The sequence below is a fragment of the Pseudomonas sp. EU05-FHT14B02 genome (genome assembly GCF_058791055.1).
Genome location: NZ_JBYTDD010000019.1, coordinates 1 through 17,412, shown reverse-complemented (window position 1 = coordinate 17,412; position 17,412 = coordinate 1). Strand labels below are relative to the sequence as shown.

15 protein-coding genes and 2 pseudogenes are annotated in these 17,412 nt (G+C 56.4%); 10 read left to right on the top strand and 7 right to left on the bottom strand.

Annotation, left to right across the window (positions count from 1 at the left end; translation table 11 throughout):
• Nucleotides 1–6: 6 nt before the first annotated feature.
• Both AC3WTM_RS17935 and AC3WTM_RS17930 read left to right on the top strand, forming a co-directional pair.
• Nucleotides 7–1,104 carry an HlyD family secretion protein gene (locus AC3WTM_RS17935; protein WP_102670477.1) on the top strand — a complete coding sequence of 366 codons (1,098 nt, stop codon included), beginning with the start codon at nucleotides 7–9 and terminating at the stop codon, nucleotides 1,102–1,104.
• Nucleotides 1,101–2,693, top strand: a complete 1,593-nt coding sequence (locus AC3WTM_RS17930) for a DHA2 family efflux MFS transporter permease subunit (protein WP_102670476.1) — start codon at nucleotides 1,101–1,103, stop codon at nucleotides 2,691–2,693. Before AC3WTM_RS17935 ends, AC3WTM_RS17930 begins: the two co-directional genes overlap by 4 nt.
• 77 nt (nucleotides 2,694–2,770) lie before the next feature.
• Here the strand turns inward: AC3WTM_RS17930 and AC3WTM_RS17925 are convergent.
• The 5 genes and pseudogenes from AC3WTM_RS17925 to AC3WTM_RS17905 all read right to left on the bottom strand — a co-directional run.
• Nucleotides 2,771–2,968 (bottom strand): annotated as a pseudogene (locus AC3WTM_RS17925) (hypothetical protein); the annotation flags it as partial.
• A gap of 149 nt (nucleotides 2,969–3,117) precedes the next feature.
• Nucleotides 3,118–3,810, bottom strand: coding sequence for an RES family NAD+ phosphorylase (locus AC3WTM_RS17920; RefSeq protein ID WP_102670474.1), 693 nt, complete (start codon nucleotides 3,808–3,810; stop codon nucleotides 3,118–3,120).
• On the bottom strand, nucleotides 3,804–4,208 hold the full coding sequence (locus tag AC3WTM_RS17915; protein WP_102670473.1) for an antitoxin Xre-like helix-turn-helix domain-containing protein: 405 nt from the start codon (nucleotides 4,206–4,208) through the stop codon (nucleotides 3,804–3,806). Before AC3WTM_RS17915 ends, AC3WTM_RS17920 begins: the two co-directional genes overlap by 7 nt.
• A gap of 97 nt (nucleotides 4,209–4,305) precedes the next feature.
• On the bottom strand, nucleotides 4,306–5,802 hold the full coding sequence (locus AC3WTM_RS17910; RefSeq protein ID WP_102670472.1) for a methyl-accepting chemotaxis protein: 1,497 nt from the start codon (nucleotides 5,800–5,802) through the stop codon (nucleotides 4,306–4,308).
• A 298-nt stretch (nucleotides 5,803–6,100) separates the two neighbouring features.
• A complete protein-coding gene (locus tag AC3WTM_RS17905; protein ID WP_256588585.1) occupies nucleotides 6,101–6,235 on the bottom strand; it encodes a hypothetical protein in 135 nt (44 codons plus the stop codon).
• A 280-nt stretch (nucleotides 6,236–6,515) separates the two neighbouring features.
• On the opposite strand from AC3WTM_RS17905, the gene AC3WTM_RS17900 reads away from it, so the two are divergent.
• A complete protein-coding gene (locus AC3WTM_RS17900; protein ID WP_102670471.1) occupies nucleotides 6,516–6,701 on the top strand; it encodes a hypothetical protein in 186 nt (61 codons plus the stop codon).
• A 127-nt stretch (nucleotides 6,702–6,828) separates the two neighbouring features.
• Here the strand turns inward: AC3WTM_RS17900 and AC3WTM_RS17895 are convergent, their stop codons facing one another.
• Nucleotides 6,829–7,161 (bottom strand): hypothetical protein, encoded by a 333-nt coding sequence (locus AC3WTM_RS17895; protein ID WP_102670470.1) that lies wholly within the window; start codon nucleotides 7,159–7,161, stop codon nucleotides 6,829–6,831.
• A gap of 327 nt (nucleotides 7,162–7,488) precedes the next feature.
• Between AC3WTM_RS17895 and AC3WTM_RS17890 the strand changes: the two genes are divergently transcribed.
• The 4 genes and pseudogenes from AC3WTM_RS17890 (at nucleotide 7,489) to AC3WTM_RS17875 (ending at nucleotide 10,237) form a co-directional block, all read left to right on the top strand.
• Entirely contained in the window at nucleotides 7,489–8,865 is a 1,377-nt protein-coding gene (locus AC3WTM_RS17890) for an S-type pyocin domain-containing protein (protein ID WP_256586136.1), read from the top strand.
• On the top strand, nucleotides 8,865–9,137 hold the full coding sequence (locus AC3WTM_RS17885) for a hypothetical protein (RefSeq protein WP_102670469.1): 273 nt from the start codon (nucleotides 8,865–8,867) through the stop codon (nucleotides 9,135–9,137). Before AC3WTM_RS17890 ends, AC3WTM_RS17885 begins: the two co-directional genes overlap by 1 nt.
• A 447-nt stretch (nucleotides 9,138–9,584) precedes the next feature.
• A pseudogene (locus tag AC3WTM_RS17880) lies at nucleotides 9,585–9,965 on the top strand (S-type pyocin domain-containing protein); the annotation flags it as partial.
• Entirely contained in the window at nucleotides 9,965–10,237 is a 273-nt protein-coding gene (locus tag AC3WTM_RS17875; protein WP_102670468.1) for a hypothetical protein, read from the top strand. The pseudogene AC3WTM_RS17880 and the gene AC3WTM_RS17875, both read left to right, overlap by 1 nt.
• A 606-nt stretch (nucleotides 10,238–10,843) precedes the next feature.
• On the opposite strand, the gene AC3WTM_RS17870 is transcribed toward AC3WTM_RS17875, so the two are convergent.
• Nucleotides 10,844–13,354, bottom strand: coding sequence for a putative bifunctional diguanylate cyclase/phosphodiesterase (locus AC3WTM_RS17870; RefSeq protein WP_102685609.1), 2,511 nt, complete (start codon nucleotides 13,352–13,354; stop codon nucleotides 10,844–10,846).
• Between the two features lie 1,048 nt (nucleotides 13,355–14,402).
• Between AC3WTM_RS17870 and AC3WTM_RS17865 the strand changes: the two genes are divergently transcribed.
• The 3 genes from AC3WTM_RS17865 (at nucleotide 14,403) to AC3WTM_RS17855 (ending at nucleotide 17,242) form a co-directional block, all read left to right on the top strand.
• Nucleotides 14,403–15,761 (top strand): MATE family efflux transporter, encoded by a 1,359-nt coding sequence (locus AC3WTM_RS17865; RefSeq protein WP_102670466.1) that lies wholly within the window; start codon nucleotides 14,403–14,405, stop codon nucleotides 15,759–15,761.
• A gap of 102 nt (nucleotides 15,762–15,863) precedes the next feature.
• Entirely contained in the window at nucleotides 15,864–16,535 is a 672-nt protein-coding gene (locus tag AC3WTM_RS17860; RefSeq protein WP_102670465.1) for a phosphoribosyltransferase, read from the top strand.
• Nucleotides 16,536–16,672: 137 nt separating this feature from the next.
• Nucleotides 16,673–17,242, top strand: coding sequence for a YceI family protein (locus tag AC3WTM_RS17855; RefSeq protein WP_102670464.1), 570 nt, complete (start codon nucleotides 16,673–16,675; stop codon nucleotides 17,240–17,242).
• The last annotated feature ends 170 nt before the right edge of the window (nucleotides 17,243–17,412 follow it).

Sequence of the window (17,412 nt, the reverse complement as noted above, 5' to 3'; positions counted from 1 at the left end):
GAAAAAATGAACTCGCTCCTGGACAAGGCTGCCATTGCCACCAGCGCAAGTAGCGGCACTCCCGTGGTCGTGGTGCGGCGAAGCAAGCGCAAGACCATCGGCCTGTTGCTGTGCGTCGCGACTGTAATGGTCGTGGTGGTTTGGGGAGCCATGGCGTTTTCAAGTGGCGTGACCTCGACCGACAACGCGTATGTCCGCGGGGACGTCACCTCGCTGGCCGCCAAGGTCGCCGGCTATGTCACGGCGGTCGAGGTCCGGGACAACCAGGCCGTGCGTGCCGGTGATGTGCTGTTTCGAATCGATGACCGCGACTTCCGCGCCAAACTTGCGCAAGCCGAGGCCAATGTCAGCGCCGCCCAGGCGCGCCTGACGCATGTCGACGCACAGATCCAGCTCCAGCATGCGCTGATCAGGCAGGCCGAAGCGCAAAGGCGCTCAGCCTCCGCCGACATGAGCCTGGCGGCCAAGACCCACGACCGCAGCCGCAAACTGATCGTCAGCAATGCGGTGAGCCAGGCCCTGGTCGATGAAACCGGTACCGCGCAATCCAGAGCCGCAGCCTCGGTTTCGGCCGCTTCGGCAACGGTCGAGGCGCAACAGCAGCGCATCACGGTGTTTGCAGCCGAGCGCGAGGCTGCCGTGGCCGCTGTGAGCCAGGCAGAGGCCACACGTGATCTCGCCCGGATCGATCTCAAGCACACCGTGGTACACGCACCTGTGGATGGCGTGGTCGGTAACCGTCAGGTTCGCCTCGGTCGTTTCGTCACACCGGGCGTTTCCCTGCTCGATATCGTGCCGGTCAATGATGTATGGGTCGTGGCGAACTTCAAGGAAACCCAACTGGAACATATTCGCCCCGGTCAGCCGGTGCGTGTCACGGTCGATGGCTACCCCGATGCGGCACTCGATGGCGTGGTCGACAGCTTTGCACCCGGCAGTGGCTCGGCGTTCAGCCTGCTGCCGCCCGACAACGCCACCGGGAACTTTGTGCGTGTCGTGCAGCGCGTTCCGGTGAAGATCCGCCTGGCTGAAAACCCCCTGCCGGGGCGCATCGTGCCGGGCCTGTCCGCGCGGGTGGAAGTTACACAAGGGGCCGGCTCATGAGCCGCGTTGCCTGCACCACGCCGAGCAGCGCCAGGACAATGAACGGCGTCCTGCTCATGGTGGGCATCGTGCTGGCGACGTTGACGGAAGCGATCGCCAGCACCGTGCTGGCCCTCGGTCGCGGCGACATCATCGGCGACACCTATGCCACGCCCGACGAGTTCGCCTGGCTGGATGTCGGCTACATCGCGCTCAAGCTGATCGGGTTCATGATCGCCCCTTGGCTGATGCAGCGATTTTCTGCGCGCAACGTGATCATCGGCGCCACCCTGGTCATGGGCCTGGCGTGCTGCGTGGCGGCCGTTACCGCCTGGCTGGAACTGCTGATCGCACTGCGTATCCTGCAAGGCTTCGCTGGCGGCGCTCTACTGGTGGCGGGCCAGGCGATCATCTTTCGCGGCTATCCGCGCGCGCTTCAGCCGATCCTGCAAGCGCTGTTCGCCATTGCGGCGGTGGTCGCGTCGGCGACCTTCGCGCCAGCCCTGCAAGGGTGGTTGGTCGACAGCCAGTCCTGGACCTGGATCTTCTTCAGCGTGGTACCGCTGGCCCTGGCGGCGACCGGCCTTTTGCTCATCGCCGACCACCCCGTGCCCGCCAGGGTCCGGCAACGTTCGTTCGACTGGCTCGGGTTCTCGCTGCTCTCTGCGGGCCTGTTCTGTTTCACCTATGTGCTCAGCCAGGGCAGCCGCTGGGACTGGTTCGAGGAACCGCGCATCCTGGTGCTGACGGTGATCGGTGCCGCTGCGCTGTTGGCCTTTCTCGGCCAACAGGTGTTGGCCAACGGCCAGGGGCTGCTCGACTTCAGCCTGTTCAGATCAAGCGATTTTACCTTTGCCTTTATCGTCAGCTTCGTCGCGGGTGCCGCGCTGTTCGGCAGCGCCTACCTGATCCCGGCGTTCGCCCTGTCGGTACTCGCGTTCACACCGACCGATGCCGGCTTGCTCCTGCTGCCCAGTGGCGGTTTTTTTGTCGGTTCGCTGCTCATCGCCGCCTATCTGTTCAGCGTGCGTCGCGTGCCGCCGGTGGCGACGGTACCGCTGGGTATCCTGCTGATCATGGGGGCGATGTGGATGCTGTCCGGCTCCACCAGCGAAAGCGGCACCGACGACATGATGGCGGCCATCCTGTTGCGCGGCCTGGGCCTTGGCTTCCTGTTTCTGTCAATCACGCTGATCGCCTTCACCCACCTCAACAGCCGCAACCTGGCCAGCGGCATCGGCCTGTTCAATACAGGGCGTCAGTTGGGTGGCTTGATGGGCGTTGCCGGGTTGCAGACCTTGATCGACCATCAGGTTGTCAGCAATGGCGTGGTACTCGGCGCCAACGTCACCCCAGGAGGACACGCGGTCATCGAACGGCTGATGACCACAACCGCGATGCTGGCAGGGAAGGGCATGGATCAGGTGGCCGCTGGCCGGGCAGCCACAAGCTTGCTGGGCAATGCTGTATCAGGTCAGGCCACGGTGATTGCTTTCGATACGGCGTTCTTCGCCGTGGCCCTGCTGTTCGTCTTTGCCGCGCCCATACTGGTCGGCATCAAGATTGGCCTCTCGCGATCCGCGAAAGCGCATGAACTACAAACGAATTGATAACCCGCACGAAAAAGCCCGGCTGTTGAGACCGGGCTTTTCGTTGAGTCCTGCGGTCAACACTGCATTCAGACAGCGCGGCTTTCGATCAGACGATCCGAACCACCTTCGGCGACGCGGTTTTGCAGCAGTTTGTCGGAACCACCTTCGGCAACGCGGTTTTCGATCAGGCGATCCGAGCCGCCTTCAGCGACCACAGGTTGAGCAGAGTTTGCGGCGAAAGCGTTAACTGCGAAAACCGAGAAAGCGATGCTGAGCAGGGTCTGGCGTTTCATGATGGTGTGCTCCGGGGTGCTTATGGGTTGGTATGGAGCAGATGTTACGCCGGGGATTTTTTAAGAGAACTTCATTGAAATGATGGTGACTATCGATGCAGTCAATGGATTGCAGATCCCACAGGTTTTCATGTGCCTGACAACGGGGCTCAAGCCTCACTGATCTGACTGACACTGGTGATCTGTCCATTCCACACCATCTCATAGTGCGCCGTCTGCACAATCGACGAAACCGGCCTCGGCGTCATCAACGCCCAGCAATGACTGCCCGGCATCCGCACCGAGTGATAACGCAAACCGGGGCAACCGGCATCGCGCACCGCCTGCCCCAACACACGGGAGTGGCCGTAGTCGTCCGGCGCATACACCGGATCGCTCATCGGCAGGGCTGTGGCGTCCTTCATCCCGCCATCGCCAAATGCACAGGCCAGTCCACGAAACACAAAGCGCTCATAGTTCAGGCTCGGCACCCTCGACCAATACAGCGCCTGGTGATGCCGCACTTCGGCCAGCGCCGCTTCCATCGACTCTGCCAGGTACAACACACCAAAACGGCCATCACTGAAACGCGAGCCCGCCGGGTTGACGTGGGTAAACGGCGCAATGGCGTAGGAGCAACCCGGAATGCCGAACGGGATCTCGCTGCGCGCAATCAACTCCAACTGACCCACCTCATTCTTCAATCGCGGATTGGTCAGAGCCTGAATCTCGAACAACACCTCGAACTCGGCCGCATCCGCCACATCATCAAACAACGCAATGGGCGGAAACTTCGAATTGACCAGGCGATAAGCCTGCAACGACTGACCGGCAAACACCGCCAGCTCACTCGCCATCACCATTGCGCACCCCGCAGCATGTCGATGCGGCGGAAGGTTTCGTACAGCGAAATCATGTCGCCCTGGGCCATGATCTCCAGCGGTGAACGCCCGTTGAAAAACTCGTTGTCATTGGCCATCGTGGCAAAGCCGTACACGTTACCCGGGTTGTCGAACACCAGCCGCAACGTCGCGTGAATGTTCAACACAAAACTGATGCGCTGCATCTGGTCCGCATCCAGCGCCACCGCCCAGTCCGGGTCTCGCTGCCGGGCGCGGGTGTAGGTGCTGCGGGAAATACGCAGGATGCGACAGGCCTGATCACTGGTGGCCTTCCACTTTTCCAGAATGCTCACGGCGGCACGCAGGCCGGTGACGCATTGGTTTTTGCTGAAGGATTGGGGTTGCAGGGGGACGGCCATGATCAATACCTATCTTGAGTCCATAGACTCAATGATAGGTTTATAGGGTCTGTAGAGCAATTCTGATCGATCAACGGAAAACTTCTCCCGTCGACCATCACTGATGAAACGTCCGCCCCAACGCATCCAGACGGGTCGCAATGGGCGGCAAGCGCCGACTGCTCAGCGCCAGTGTCTCCACATCATCCGCCGTGTTTTGCGCAATGCTCTGCACCGACTGCAAGCGCCCGACAATCTCGAAACTCGCCGAGGACTGTTCGCGGGTCGTCGTGGCGATCCGCCCATTGAGCTCATCGATCTGCGAGATGTCGCTGCCGACGGCCTGCAACATCGCTGCGGCCACCTGACTGTCCTCTACGCAGCGCACTACACCTTCGCGGCTGTCCTGCATGGCCTCCACGGCTTTGCGGCTGCCTTGTTGCAAGGCCTCGATGATGGTGCGGATTTCCTTGGTGGACACCGCCGTGCGCTGCGCCAGGCTGCGCACCTCATCGGCCACCACCGCAAAGCCCCGGCCTTGCTCGCCGGCGCGCGCCGCTTCAATCGCCGCGTTGAGCGCCAGCAAGTTGGTTTGCTCGGCAATGCTGCTGATCACCTCCAGCACCGTACCGATCTGCTGCGCCTGCCCGGCCAGTACCTGCACGGTCTGGTTGGTGCCTTCCAGGCGTGAGGCCAGTTGAGTGATTTCCTGCCGCGCACGGTTCACGCTTTCCTGGCCGCGGGTGACTTGCGCGCTGGCTTGGCCGGCATGGGCAACGGCATGCTCGACATGCACCACGATGTGCTCCATCGCATCACCCATGCGCTGCATCGACCCGGTCATCTGCGCGATTTCCGTCAACTGATGCTTGGCGCCTTTCTCCAGCGTGTTGCTGGCCTTGGCCAACTCCTGGCCCAACTGACCCAAACCCTGAGAGTCACGCACCACCCCGTCCACCAAGGCGGTGATCTGCGTCAAAAACTGATCGAAGCGCTGGGCCAGCGACACATGCACCCGAGCCTTGTCACCTTGGCCGGCACCCGCGGTGAACTGGGACGTGGTCGCCAGCATCTTGTCCAGCATGTCCTGGCTCTCCACCGCATCGGCCTGGCTGTGCATCGCCAGATAGAGCAGCGCGACCGTCTCCATCACCACATAAAAAGCGTGAACGAACACCATCGTCCAGCCACCGTGATGGGCCATCACAAACACCGGAAAACCCTGATGCTGCAGCGCATGAAACACCACGTGATGCAGCGCAATCGTCACCGCCGCCACCAGAATCGGCAGCCAGTCCCGATAAAACGTCAACACCGCCAACAACGCAAAAATCCCGAAGTGCGACTCAATGACACCCTCGGCCTGATTGATATGCAACGCCGCCATCACCATCAGGCCAACGCCCAGCAAACAGCGCATCCACCGCGACCCGCCGATGGCGCGATACAACAGCGTCAACAGCACACTGGTACCACCACCCACCAGCAACGCCTGCCTGAACGTGTCGTGCCAGAACGCCAGGCCCACCGCGAAAACGAACATCAGCCAGATCAGGCCCAGCATGATGCGGTCGGCTTTGCGGTAGTGGTCGAGGAACCGAGGGGGGAAGGGCATGTACGCTTACTCCATGTAAATGAGCCAGAAAAAAGCAGGGTTTATGGCAACACGGGACATCGCGAAGGCTTGGGTACGTTAAGGGGGGCAGTCGTTTTCAGAGTCAGGGATGCGAATCTGTTGGCGGCATGGTCGAGCTGTATTTGAGACGCCGTGGAGAGCGTAGCCTTTGGCCATTATTCTAGGCGGCTACGACGTCGCTCATGGAAAACAATGTCCGATATAGAGGCAAGTAATGCTGAAGTGACGGGGGAGTGCGACAGACTCCGTTGCAAAGCCTGTCGTACACCTGAGGCAATTACGACTTCTTCGGCGGATAGTTACCGCGCAAACCACCGGACTTGTTGCCGTTTTTGCTCGGCAGGTTCGGCACCAGCGGGCGGGATCTGGGTTGGGGGTTGGAGCGGCTTTGGGGTTGCGGTTGTTTGCTCATGGTTCGCCTCCTGAATTTTCAGGGATTCGCGAAGTGGGTTACTGATGAAGTTTAGCTAATTGACTGTGGGCTGGGTTGTTTGGCGCTTGGGGAGGCTGTTTTGAGCAATCGACTTTACTTTTTTTGACCCCATTGATCCCTCACGCAATTCTCGGATTTTGCCTACATATTCAGCAGTGGTTACCCGCTATTGTCTCAGCTGTCAGCCTTTGGGCGAAGTTTTGAGCATTTGCCCTCGCCACAGCAGACACGACTAGTGACCCGCACAGGAAGTAGCAGCATGTCCACACAACATACGAATCAATCCAGCATTGAACAACTGCACCGCGACGTCGCAGCTTTTGCCGAAGATATGCGTAGTCCCGCCCCGAACGCGATCCGCTCTGCCGTGGTGCCGTTCAGCATCGGTGCGGCGCTGGCACTGGCAACCTTTATCGTCGTCGTCGTTGTGATCCGACTGATTTAGTCTTTTGCCCTTCCTCCGATCTCTGCGGGCGTGTTGTTGCTTTACACGAATTGAATCCAGTATTGCATGCCATCCTCGACTGACTTCGAAATAGACAGAAAGAAGAACACAGACCCCTTCGGCGCCCCTATGTAGTCATTCTCTGGCCTGCGCCCGCAACCGCCAGCAACTTGGAAAAAACCGACAACACCACAGTGTCGCAACCGAGCTCGGATCGGTAGGCGATGTTTTCCAGCACCTGCGTGGTCGTCCGAACACGCCAGTCAGCCATTGCTTGCAGGGCATCGTAAAAATAAATCAGTTCTTTTGTTTTAGTAGCCCGTATATGCAGATTGAATTGGCGTCTTGCTGTGAGGGTTTTGCTGGAGTCCGCAGAGATTGTTTGGGCTTGATTCAAACTTTTGCGCGCGACGTATGCAGTCAATATTGAAGCGTTGAAATTGATGGGTTGTTGCGGCATAACTTTTGTTCTGCTTATTTTATGGAATTAATATTGTCGCATTGAGTGCTATATGCAAAAGCCAGTTGCTCATCATTCACCTTTAATGACGTCTGGGTCTCAGCCGGTTCAAGCTACGGAAGCCTGGGCTTTTCCTTCAAGTTTCGAAAGTATTTTGTTTTGGGATGGGGCTGTCCCGGCGGTTACTACGCCGTATAGTATTGAGGGCGTCAAAAAACCAGAAACGAATACCAACAATTAGTGGCGATATTTCTTTCGGTGCACGATCAGATAACGAATGTTTTTTCGGGTGGTGCACCGAATATTCGAGGTTATCTAGAGAAACGCATGGCCGCAGGCATTGACTCCCAAAAATTAAATGCGCTGGAAGCTGCCTTGAAAAAGAAAGTGATCATCGTTGAGCTTTTGCAAAGGGTTACAATGCACGGAAGTTGGAGCGATGCAATATTGTATTTTGGCGTGGACGCATTGTCGCTAGACAGAGAAACAATTGCCGAGATTTGGGCAGGTAATGTGGAGTCAGAAAAAGATGATGATGAAGTACGACTAAGTTTTTATGAAGAATTCCTGTTATCACTAACTGCCGCCTACGTTAAACGAATTCTAATCGAGGCCGTTCGCATTTTGGAGGACGCTTCCGCAACTGCAGACGCTGAAATCCATCGCGCCTTGGCAAGGGGCGAAGTCGCTTACACCTACAGGTTGCCCATTGGTCATGGCGTAGAGGCAGGAACTGTGGCCGGTGCCATTGCCATCCATTTCGCCGACGGTTGGACCTTCGGGTTAGTGATCGATAAAGGCATAAAGTTATTGGCAGGGTTGGGGGAAGCACTAATCAGTCGGGCCACTGCTGTTGGGATCGGAGCCTTGTTCTATTCACCTGCTCTTGCTAACGGCGAACGCTTTCCTCAAACAGCTCTCAAACTACCCGGTACCACTTTTTTACCAAAGCTGCCGTCAAACCTGAATGAAATCGCCGCTACCGAAGGAACCATTGACCTTCCTTATAGGATTTTTGGCGACCTTAACCAATACACACTCGTTGCAACCCCAGCTGGAGGGAGTGTCTCGGCAAAAGTGCCAGTGCGAGCATTGGTGTTCGATCCAACGACCAGCAGCTACAGTTTCACGTCAAACGATACGCCGCCCAGTATCCTCAGTTTTCCCATTATTCACTTGGGAAGCAACTCGACAACTTCGCCTGCCCGACCTGCACAAGTACCGACTTACACTGGAGTTACTCTGTCGCCATTGCTTGTGCAGCCTGAAACCTTACCCGCGTCCGAATTGCCTGATTTCAGGGATTGCATTTACTGCTTTCCGATTGAAAGCGGCCTGCCGCCAATCTACGTTGTTTTTAATAGTCCTTATAAAGGAGCAACCACAAGGGGAAAATACAGCGGTCGATTTTTCAATCCCGCCAAAGCCGGAGGCCCAATACTCGATCTCGATTGGACAAGTGCTACCGTGACTCAAGCGGGTATTGATCTGGTCAAATTACATACGGGACGTTTCAGAGCATTAGGTGTGGTTGACGGTGTAGACCCGAATGACGACGGTGTTATTTGGAACAACACTCACGCCGCGACACTGGAGGACTACAAAGTCAAGGATGCTTTTGAACTGCTCTATACACCTGATGCTATAGAAGCGGGTGAAAAACAAAGGGAACGAGAGTACAAGGAACTTGGAGGGGTAAAATAATGAGCGTCATTGCAACCATCGTACTTAACGAAAAACCTGAAGAGGTAATTCTGTTTGTAACCAAAAATCAATTAGGTATTTCCTTTCCTCAGCTTGATGGTCTTTATAATCGGGCTAACTGGGCGCATGTGGAGAACAACATAGGGCTATTGAATCTTGTCAAGAGAATGTGTGATGCCGGTTTTATAAAAAATAATGGGCTCAGAGTTGTGAGAGGGCCCAACTGGAGAGAGCCGGCATTCATGCTCGAAGGCAAATATACCTTTGATTGACAGCACCAAGTGCCTGAACGCAGGTGCCAGAGACCGGTGACAGTAGCCATCATTTCTTGGTCGTCCGGTTCCCTTGTCCAGTTGTTTAAATCATCGAAGGTTTCCCTGGTTGAGCCGCTGTCGCAGCGACTCTTATCTTTGTTACGGGTATTTTTGAGTATCTTCGCCTAATTGGTTTTTCGCGGTCTCAAACCAAGGCTGACGGGTAACCCTTTCTGGACCAGCAATAAAACGGGCGCCTTCAGCGCCCGCTTATTCACTCCGCCGCCTGCAACCTCCGTCCAATCACGTCCATCAATTCACAACCATCGCGCAACGGAATGGCCAGCAGCTTGGAAAAGTCTGCCAGCACCACCGTGTTACAACCAATCTCGAGGGAAAAAGGTGACTGATTTTTTTAGATAGTGCGTGTAAAAATAAATCAGTCTCCTTTGTTCCTCAATCCTTGATCTCGATTGGACAAATGCTACCGTGACCCAAGCGGGTATTGATCTGGTCAAATTGCATACGGGACGCTTCAGTCCCTCGGATGCCAATGCCATCATGATTGATCGCTTGAAAAAAATTCTGTTGGGTAAATTGGTAATCACAGATGTGGACAAACGCTTCTATACTCATGAAATCAGAGAACTCGAACGTTTCAGAGCATTAGGTGTAGCTGACGGTGTAAACTCGGATGACGATGTTGTTTGGAACAACACTCACGCCGCGACGCTGGAAGACTACAAAGTCAAGGATGCTTTTGAACTGCTCTATACACCTGATGCTATAGAAGCGGATGAAAAACAAAGGGAACGAGAGTACAAGGAACTTGGAGGGGTAAAATAATGAGCGTCATTGCAACTATCGTACTTAACGAAAAACCTGAAGAGGTAATTCTATTTCTTACCAAAAATGAATTAGGCATCTCCTTTCCTCGGCTTGATGGCCTTTATAATCTGGCTAACTGGGCGCATGTGGAGAACAACATAGGGTTATTGAACCTTGTCCATAAAATGTGTGATGCCGGTTTTATCAAATATAGTGGGGGCGGAGTTGTGAGAGGGCCAAACTGGAGAGAGCCGGCATTCATGCTCGAAGGCAAATATACCTTTGATTGACAGCACCAAGTGTCTGAGCGCAGGTGCCAGAGAACGGTGACAGTAGCCATCATTTCGTGGTCGTCCGGTTTCCTTGTCCAGTCGTTTAAATCATCGAAGGTTTCCCAGGTTGAGCCGCTGTTGCAGCGACTCTTATCTTTGTTACGGGTATTTTTGAGTATCTTCGCCTAATTGGTTTTTCGCGGTCTCAAACCAAGGCTGACGGGTAACCCTTTCTGGACCAGCAATAAAACGGGCGCCTTCAGCGCCCGCTTATTCACTCCGCCGCCTGCAACCTCCGTCCAATCACGTCCATCAATTCACAACCATCGCGCAACGGAATGGCCAGCAGCTTGGAAAAGTCTGCCAGCACCACCGTGTTACAACCAATCTCGAGGGAAAAAGGTGACTGATTTTTTTAGATAGTGCGTGTAAAAATAAATCAGTCTCCTTTGTTCCTCATTATAGATAGTCCGTCCCACCCTCACCGATACTGGTAATGGTTGGCAGGTAGCTGTCAGCGAGGGTGAAACTGTGCGGCCGCATAGCTAGCGGCTGGCTGTTTCGCTACAGGGGCGTTTCCAATCTGAATATTCCAGCGCCGGACGTTCCCAGGCGCCTGCGAAGTTATGGCGATTTAGTCTTGATCCGTGGGAAATCAGTGCTCGCCATTAATCTTTCGTGAACATACTCCTCAAATTGTTTGGCTGGCAGTGGCGGGGAAAACAGGAAGCCCTGGTAGGTCTGGCAACCATGCTTGACCAGAAAGGTGCGCTGGGCTTCTGTCTCCACACCTTCTGCAATCACCGAAAGCCCCAATATCTGGCTCAGACTCACAATCGCGCAGGCGATGGCGGCGTCGTTGGGATCAACCAGCACATCTCTGATGAAGGACTGGTCGATCTTGAGTTGATCCAGCGGAAGGCTCTTCAGGTATGACAGTGACGAGTAGCCGGTACCGAAATCATCCAGCGAAAGGCCTATGCCGATCTCTTTCAACTCGATCATTTTGGCGACAGTACCTTCCATATCCTCTATCAGCAGGCCTTCGGTCAGTTCCAGTTTCAATTTCTTCGGATCAGCCCCCGTGTATCTCAGTACTTGCAGTACCTCCTCGACGAAGTCCGGATGGTGAAACTGGCGGGCGCTGACATTCACAGCCATACCCAGTCGGGCGGTTTCCGAATGCTTTGCCCAGGCAACCAGCTGAGTGCAGGCTGCATTCAGCGCCCAACGGCCTAACGGCAGAATCAACCCCGTTTCCTCTGCCAATGGAATGAACTCGCCTGGAAACACGACTCCGCGCTCAGGATTCTGCCATCTCATCAGTGCCTCTGCGCCAATGATACGGCCCTCACTATTCACCTGCGGCTGGTAATGAAGAAGGAATTCGTTCTCCTGCAAGCCTTGGCGCAAGTCTACTTCCAGTCTGGCGCGTGCCGTGGCAACCGCCTGCATTTCCGGGTCGAAGAAGCGCATGGTATTGCGGCCCGCCGCCTTGGCGCGATACATCGCCAGGTCAGCGCGCTTCATAATATCGTCCACGGTGCTCAGCTGCCCCTGGAACAGCGCAATGCCGAGGCTTGGGGTGCTGTGGTGCTCATATCCATCCAACTGGTAGGAAATGTTCAGGGAGTTGAGAATCTTTTCGCCAATGGCCTTGGCCTGGATAGCTGCTTCTCGAGGATTCTCATTAAGGCCATCCAGCAGGACGACGAATTCGTCTCCGCCCAGGCGAGCCACGGTGTCGCTCTCGCGTATGCAGTCGCAAAGGCGCAGAGCAACTTGCTGCAGCAACATGTCGCCTCTGTCATGCCCCAGCGTGTCGTTCAGTGCCTTGAAGTTATCCAGGTCAATGAGAATTATCCCGCTCGTATGCAGGCTACGGGAGCTGCCCGCCAGTAGATGCTGTAACCGGTCCAACATGAGCCGCCTGTTGGCCAACCCGGTCAACTGATCGTAGAAGGCCAAACGCTGGACCTCTTGCTCAGCGGTCTTACGGTGGGTGATGTCAGTATTGATCGACAGAACGGACTGTGGCTGGCCATCATCGTCTCGCACCAGGGTTCGATGACTTTCGAGCGTGATGGTGCAGCCATCCCGGCGTCGAAGTGTAACTTCGTCCGCCCAGTCACCCGTTTCTATCAGGCTGTTAGTGGCCGCATTGAAAGCGGCGCTACCCTGGTAGATCAACTCCTGTGCCGATTTGCCGAGTGCCTCTTCCTTTGACAGACCGTAGAGACGCTCGGCACTTTTGTTCCAGTACAGGATGCGGTTATCCATCCCGTGAACGACAATGGCGTCCTTGGCCTTGTCCAGCAGCGATGCTTGCTGGCGGGCCTGCTTCTCGCTTTCGCGCAGCACTGCCAGATAACCTTCCCTTTCGGCTGCTTGCGACTCCATTTCGCGCCTGATCTTGCCCCCGTAGATAACGGCCGCACTGACCATCAGTAGCACGAACACCATGATCGCGTATTCGACCCGACGCAGTTCTTCGACCGACTCAAGCTCCTCCTCCAGGAGCTTGCTTTGAATCAGGCCGACGCGATCCCGCACGGTACTGAGTGAGGCGAGCAACAGGGAAAACTTCCTGTCCATCGTTGCCATGCGTTTGCCGGCATTATCCGACTGCCCCTCCCTGAAGTAGGAAAAGATCAGCAAGGCCTCGTTCACCATTTCGACCATCGCGGCATCAATTGCACCCACCTCATCCTTCAATGCAAGGGTAAAGGCTTGTATATCTGCACTGTGTTCAGCCTCATTGGCGATCCGTGCGTCCAACTGTTTTTTGGCCATTGCCAAATGCTCGTTGAAGGCGCGCAAGGCTTCATTCATGTTCCGCGATTCGGCTTCAACATTATGTGTATCGAACACATTATTGCCCGGCGCATTGACTGTGGAAGCCAGGCTGCCCAGCGTTGAATAGCTCGACAGCTGTTGGACCCACGACTGGTTTGCCTTGATGGAGCGGTGATAGGTATCGACGATCAGGTGATTCAATAGCACGCTCAGCACAACAACCAATACGTCGAATCCCGCAAGAAAAAAGTACATGCGGTGCCATTTGGTCGAGCGCGGCTTATTTGAACTGGTGGGTATGGCTTGCTTTGCGGTGCTTTTATCCCTGAAAGAATCCATTTCACAATCTCCAAACAAATCCTTCTAAATTGACCAATAGAAGCGGTATTCGGAAACCAATTAACCTTTTGTGCCGACGCTTGAACCTGAGAACACACCGCACGTAGCATCAGCCAAATTCTTTCTCTGTTCCGGATTCACGCTGGTTTTCCTGAGCGAAGCTCCCGAGACAAGCAATAGCTACCGAAGCTAAACGTCTTAAGTGTCGCGGCTACCAACTATTTGGCACTAAGCAATGCATTTGGCGATGCTAATTTCATGGTGAAATTTTTTACTTTCGTAAGCAGCCTATTAACATTTCGGCGAGAAAACGAAATCATCTTCATTTGTTGTGTTTGACATCATCGTTTCAGGCAACGATTCTCCTCGCTCTCCATTGTAGAACTGATCGTCGGCAATCACTTTTGCCAGATGTTCTGTTCCTTTCAATTTCCTCAGCCTCGTTCTGCGCCTCTGGCGAGTGTGCAGACCTTGGCCGGCATGTCTGGGGTGAGCATAGCCACTAATTTGCCATTGTTCTGTTCGCCGACTGCTCCAGATCGGTAGCGGCCCTTGATGGTCCGCAGCTTTCGGCTGTGGATTCAACCGGTCGATGCAACAGATTGGTTAAATCATTCAGCGGGCGCCTTCAGCGCCCATTCATTAATCGTCGCCAAACGAATGGGTGACAGCTGTACGCAGGTTGGCGAGCCGGGATCGGAAAACCGGCAGACCCGAAGGTCTCCCGCGCACAGCTGTCATAAAAACAGCTTTGCGGGCATGCAAAAGCGACTGCATTAAAGCACAGCGCCTTTGCATTCCGATCGATCAGGTCGCCAAACCCGAATCGCCATTTGGGCGACGACGCCGGCTATAAGCCCGATGAGATCAGCGCGGGAAGGTGAAGGATTCCGAGCTTTGTGTAGGACCTTTGATGATGAAACTTCAGACCTTTCACATCACGTCGCTGGAAATATAAACACAGACCTGAGATGTTCACGGCCCCTTGGATTCAGCCACCCACGCTATCCTCAATCATCGCTCCTGCCGTCGAGATGGACCTTCGCTCATGCAAACCGCCAACCCCCAACGCCCCCTCTGGCAAACCTATCTGCTGTTCCTCGCCCCGATGGTCCTGTCGAACTTCCTGCAATCCATGTCCGGCACGGTCAACAGCATCTACATCGGCCAGATGCTCGGCACCCAGGCCCTGGCGGCGGTGTCGGGGATGTTCCCCATCGTGTTTTTCTTCATCGCCCTGGTCATCGGTCTCGGTGCCGGTGCGGGTGTGCTGATCGGACAGGCGTGGGGCGCGCGGGAGACGCATCTGGTGAAGGCCATCGCCGGGGCGACGTTGTTGTTGGGGGTGTTGATCGGATTGGTGGCGGCAGTGGTGGGCAGTGTGTTTGCGCGGTCGGCGTTGGTGGGGTTGGGGACGCCGGAGGATGTGCTGGACGATGCGGTGGCGTATGCCCATGTGATGTTGTGGATCATGCCGTCGCTGTTGGTGTTTGTGTTGTTCACGCAGTTGTTGCGTGGGGTGAGCGATACCTTGTCGCCGTTGTTGGCGCTGGTGGTGTCGACCATTGTCGGGCTGGCGCTGACGCCGGCGTTGATTCGTGGGTGGTTGGGTTTTGCGCCGATGGGGATTCAGAGTGCGGCGTTTGCCGGGTTGGTGGGTAACCTGGTGGCGATGGGGTTGCTGGCGTGGCGGTTGATTGGCAAGGGCCATCCGCTGGCGCCGGATCGCGAGTTCTTTGCGGCGATGAAGCTGGACATGGCGATTCTCGGCAAGGTGCTGCGCATCGGGTTGCCCACCGGTTTGCAGATGGTGGTGTTGTCGCTGTCGGAGCTGGTGATTCTGGCGCTGGTGAACCAGCACGGGTCCCAGGCGACGGCGGCGTATGGCGCGGTGACGCAGATCGTCAATTACGTGCAGTTCCCGGCGCTGTCGATTGCGATTACCGCGTCGATCCTTGGCGCCCAAGCGATCGGGGCGGGGCGCATTGAGCGCATCGGGCCGATCCTGAGGACCGGGTTGATGATCAACGTGTGTTTGACCGGTGGTCTGGTGGTGCTCGGGTACTTGTTGTCGAGCTGGTTGCTGGCGTCGTTCCTCACTGAGGAGGCGACACTTAACATGGCCGAGCACCTGTTGCACATCATGCTCTGGAGCCTGTTGGTGTTCGGTTTTCAGGCGATCATCGGCGGCATCATGCGGGCCAGCGGCACGGTCATGGTGCCGGTGGCGATTTCCATTGTGTGCGTGGTGGGTGTGCAGTTGCCGGCGGCGTATCTGCTGGATGCGAAGTTCGGGCTGCAAGGGGTGTGGATGGCGTTTCCGGTGGCGTATCTGGGGATGCTGGTGTTGCAGACGCTGTATTACAAACTGGTGTGGCAACATCAGAAGATTGAGCGGTTGGTGTAGGCGGGACGAAGGGAGCGGATAATGCTATGCACCGAAACCTGTGGCTACAGAAGGCAGGTTTGGCTGAAGTTAGCAGGCGTGTTCGCCTGGGGAGGTTTTTACATGAGCCCCTTGTCCCATTCCATCCTGCAAGACCGGCCGGCGGCCGGGCGGCGTTTGATTGAGCCGCTGTTGCCTTACGCCCACCGAGCCGATGTCATCGTTCTGGCCTTGCCCCGTGGCGGTGTACCGGTGGCCTATGAAGTGGCCACGGCGCTGAAGGTTCGCCTGGACCTGATGCTGGTGCGCAAGCTCGGTGTGCCGTCCCACCCGGAGTACGCCATGGGCGCGATTGCCAGCGGCGGTATCCGCATTCTCAATGAAGAGGCGCTGCGGGTGCACCCGATTGATCGCGCTGCGTTCGACGCCGTGGTCGAACGGGAAACTCGCGAGCTGCTGCGCCGCGAGAAGGTTTACCGCGGCACACGGCCGCCGGTTCAGCTCAAGGACCAGGTGGTGATCCTGATCGACGACGGGCTGGCCACCGGTGCTTCGATGAGGGCGGCGATCCAGGCTCTGCGGGTGCAGGCGCCATCGCGCATCGTGGTGGCGGTGCCGGTGGCGCCGATCGACACGGTGGAGGCGCTGCGCAACGAGGTGGATGAACTGATCTGCCCGCTGATGCCCGAGTGGTTCACGTCGATTGGGCATTGGTACATGGATTTTTCCCAAACCTCGGATGCCGAGGTGATTGACCTGTTGCGGCGGGCGTGGCAACGCGGGGAGTGCGGGTAGCGCTGGCGGCCAGCGGCAGGTGGTCGCAAATCAACGGGTGAGGTGGAATAAACGCAGGTTGTTTGCTTTAGTCCATCTGATACCACCCGACTTGTGCGGCACGCCAACTCAAGACGGGAGCCCTCCCGGAGAGCGTCATGAACCTTCGATCCGCGCGTTGCGTCGCTCTGGCCGGCACGTTGGTGTTCGGCCTGGTGCCGTTTGCCGGAGCCGTGGAATACAAGGATGTGAACGCCAGGGCCAGCACTTTGAGTTTCACCTATGAGCAGATGGGGTCGAGAGCCTACGGCACCTTTGGCAAGTTCCAGGCCAAACTGGACTTCGACACGGATAACCCTGACGCTGCCCATGCCGCGCTGACCATCGACCTGAACAGCATCGACGCCGGCAGCAGCGACGCCAACACCGAGCTGCAAAAACCGGCGTGGTTCGACACGGCGACTTATCCGGTGGCGACTTTCGAGTCGACGTCCATCAAGGCCCTGGGCAATAACCGCTACACCATCACCGGCAAGCTTTCCCTGCGGGGGCTTACTCGGGAAGTGAGTGTACCGGTGTTGCTCAAATCGGAGAGCGCCATCGGCATCTTCGAGGGCCAACTGGTGCTCAAGCGTAACGACTTCAAGATCGGTGAGGGCGAGTGGGCGGACAGTGTGGTGTCCAACGAGATCAATATCCGCTTCCGGATGGTGGCGCCGCAAAGGTGACCGGCGGCCCGAATCGCGAGTACGCTGCACAAAAGAAAAACGCCCGATCCACATTGCATGGACCGGGCGTCGATCAACCCGCTCTAGTTTGCCTTTATCGGCACCGTCACGGTTTTGCCGAAGGCCGATTTGATGGTCGCCGTCGGACTAGGCGACGGGCCACTGCCGGC